3 protein-coding genes are annotated in these 1907 nt (G+C 69.6%); all 3 read left to right on the top strand.

Translation table 11 applies throughout. The annotated features are described in order from the left end of the window. Positions 1-30 precede the first annotated feature (30 nt). The 3 genes from HW445_RS29115 to tatC all read left to right on the top strand — a co-directional run bounded on the left by HW445_RS29115 (position 31) and on the right by tatC (position 1781). A complete protein-coding gene (locus HW445_RS29115; protein WP_151774958.1) occupies positions 31-225 on the top strand; it encodes a hypothetical protein in 195 nt (64 codons plus the stop codon). A gap of 276 nt (positions 226-501) precedes the next feature. After that, complete coding sequence (tatA, locus tag HW445_RS29110; RefSeq protein WP_166023633.1) at positions 502-783, top strand: Sec-independent protein translocase subunit TatA; 282 nt, start codon at positions 502-504, stop codon at positions 781-783. Between the two features lie 95 nt (positions 784-878). Continuing rightward, complete coding sequence (tatC, locus tag HW445_RS29105; protein ID WP_180223826.1) at positions 879-1781, top strand: twin-arginine translocase subunit TatC; 903 nt, start codon at positions 879-881, stop codon at positions 1779-1781. The last annotated feature ends 126 nt before the right edge of the window (positions 1782-1907 follow it).

The following is a 1907-nucleotide window of genomic DNA, read 5'->3' as shown; positions in this document are numbered from 1 at the left end:
GGCGCGTAGGCTCACCCCATGTCCGGTGCCATGTTCTGGGCGATGCTCGCCGTCGCCCTCGGTTTCCTGGGGCTCGCCGTGCTCGGCGTGCTCGCCGTGCGGGTGTTCGTCGAGGCACGGCGGCTGGGGATCCAGGTGGAGCGGTCGGCCCGGCGGATCGGCACCGCCGCCGCCGACCTCGAACAGGCCGCGGAGCGGACGGTCCGGGCCGCCGGGAGCCTGTGAGGCTCTCACCTGCGCGAAGTCTCCATCCGGTGAGCGCCGGAAGGCCCTGGTGGCAGGCGGAGCAAGGGTCCGGACCCTGTTCGAGCGGGGGCGGCGGCAGGTACGCTGCATCTTCGCGGGCCGGATATCGAGGCATCGGCTCGTGTGACCGGGAGTACGCCCGGGGGATGCCCGTCGTTCATCCCCGGACGTTACGATCGCTGACGGAGGCCGGACCCACGGTCCGCCCCGGCGGCACAACACCCCCCAGTGGCCTCGGTGAGAAGGTAAAGACTTATGGGACGGCTCGGACCTACCGAGATCATTCTGATCCTCGTCGTCATCCTGCTGCTGTTCGGCGCCAAGAAGCTTCCGGACATGGCTCGGTCCCTCGGCAAGTCCGCCCGCATCCTCAAGAGCGAGGCCAAGGCGATGAAGGAGGAGGGCAAGAAGGACGAGGCGGCTCCCGCCGGTCCGCCCGCCTCCGACGAGCCCGCGCCGCGTGTCATCCAGGCCGCCCCCGGTGACGTGACGAGCTCGCGCCCGGTCAGCGAGCCGACCGACACGACCAAGCGCTGACCTCCAGGCCGGACTCCCTCCGGCCTGCCCGCACGAGATGAGGATGTGGGTTGCTCACGTCTGCCCGCAAACAGGAGAAGGACCCTGAGGGGCGGATGCCCCTCATGGAGCACCTTCGGGAACTCCGCCGCCGGGTTTCCAAGGCGGTCGTCGCGATCGTCGTCGTGACCATCGGCGCGGTGTTCTTCAGCGAACAGCTGATGGACTTCCTCGCGGCTCCTGTGCCCATCTGCGAGGGCGGATTCGCGCAGAGCAAGGGCGGCAACTGCGCGGTGCTGTCGTTCAACACGCTGGCGTCGCCGTTCACCGTGACGGTGAAGGTCAGCCTCATGGCCGGCCTGATCATCGCCAGCCCGGTGTGGCTGTACCAGCTGTGGGCCTTCGTCGCCCCCGGCCTGCACCAGCACGAGCGCAAGTACACGTACGCCTTCGTGGCCGCGGCCGTGCCGCTGTTCGTCGGCGGTGCCTACCTCGCGTACGTGGTGCTCCCCGTGAGCGTCCAGGTGCTGCTGAGCCTGACGCCCGACGTGGCGTCCAACATGCTCACCCTGGACGACGTCCTGGACTTCACCGTCCGCATGGTGCTGATCTTCGGTCTGGCCTTCGAGCTCCCGCTGCTGCTGATCATGCTCAACATGGTGGGCGTGGTGACCGGCAGGCGGATGGCGGGCTGGTGGCGCGGTGTGGTCATGGGCGTCTTCGTCTTCGGCGCCGTCGCCACCCCCACCACCGACCCGGTCGGCATGATCGCGCTGTCCGGTCCGATCGTGGTGCTGTTCTTCCTCGCCGTGGGCTTCTCGATCCTCAACGACAAGCGGCGGGCCCGGAAGAACAAGGACACCGCCCTGTCCGACGACGAGGCGTCCCAGGTGGATCTGACGCCGGAGTCGATCGAGGAGGTCGAGCCGGTCGCCACCGCGCCGATGCTCCCCGAGCAGGCCGACGGCGGGCGCACCGACCGGCAGGGCCGGATCAACGGTTACGACGACGTGACCTGACCGGGCTCCCCCCAGGCGCGCGGACCTCGTAAGGTGCCGCCGTGACCAGCGAAATCGCGCTTTTCGTCAACCCCACCGCAGGACGCGGCCGGGGCGCCCACGCGGCGCAGCCGGCCGCGTCGGCGT

The sequence above is a fragment of the Streptomyces sp. UH6 genome, from assembly GCF_013421635.1.
GTDB classification, from domain to species: domain Bacteria; phylum Actinomycetota; class Actinomycetes; order Streptomycetales; family Streptomycetaceae; genus Streptomyces; species Streptomyces abyssomicinicus.
Note: the sequence above shows the minus strand (reverse complement) of the source record. Positions and strands in the feature narration are given on the sequence as shown.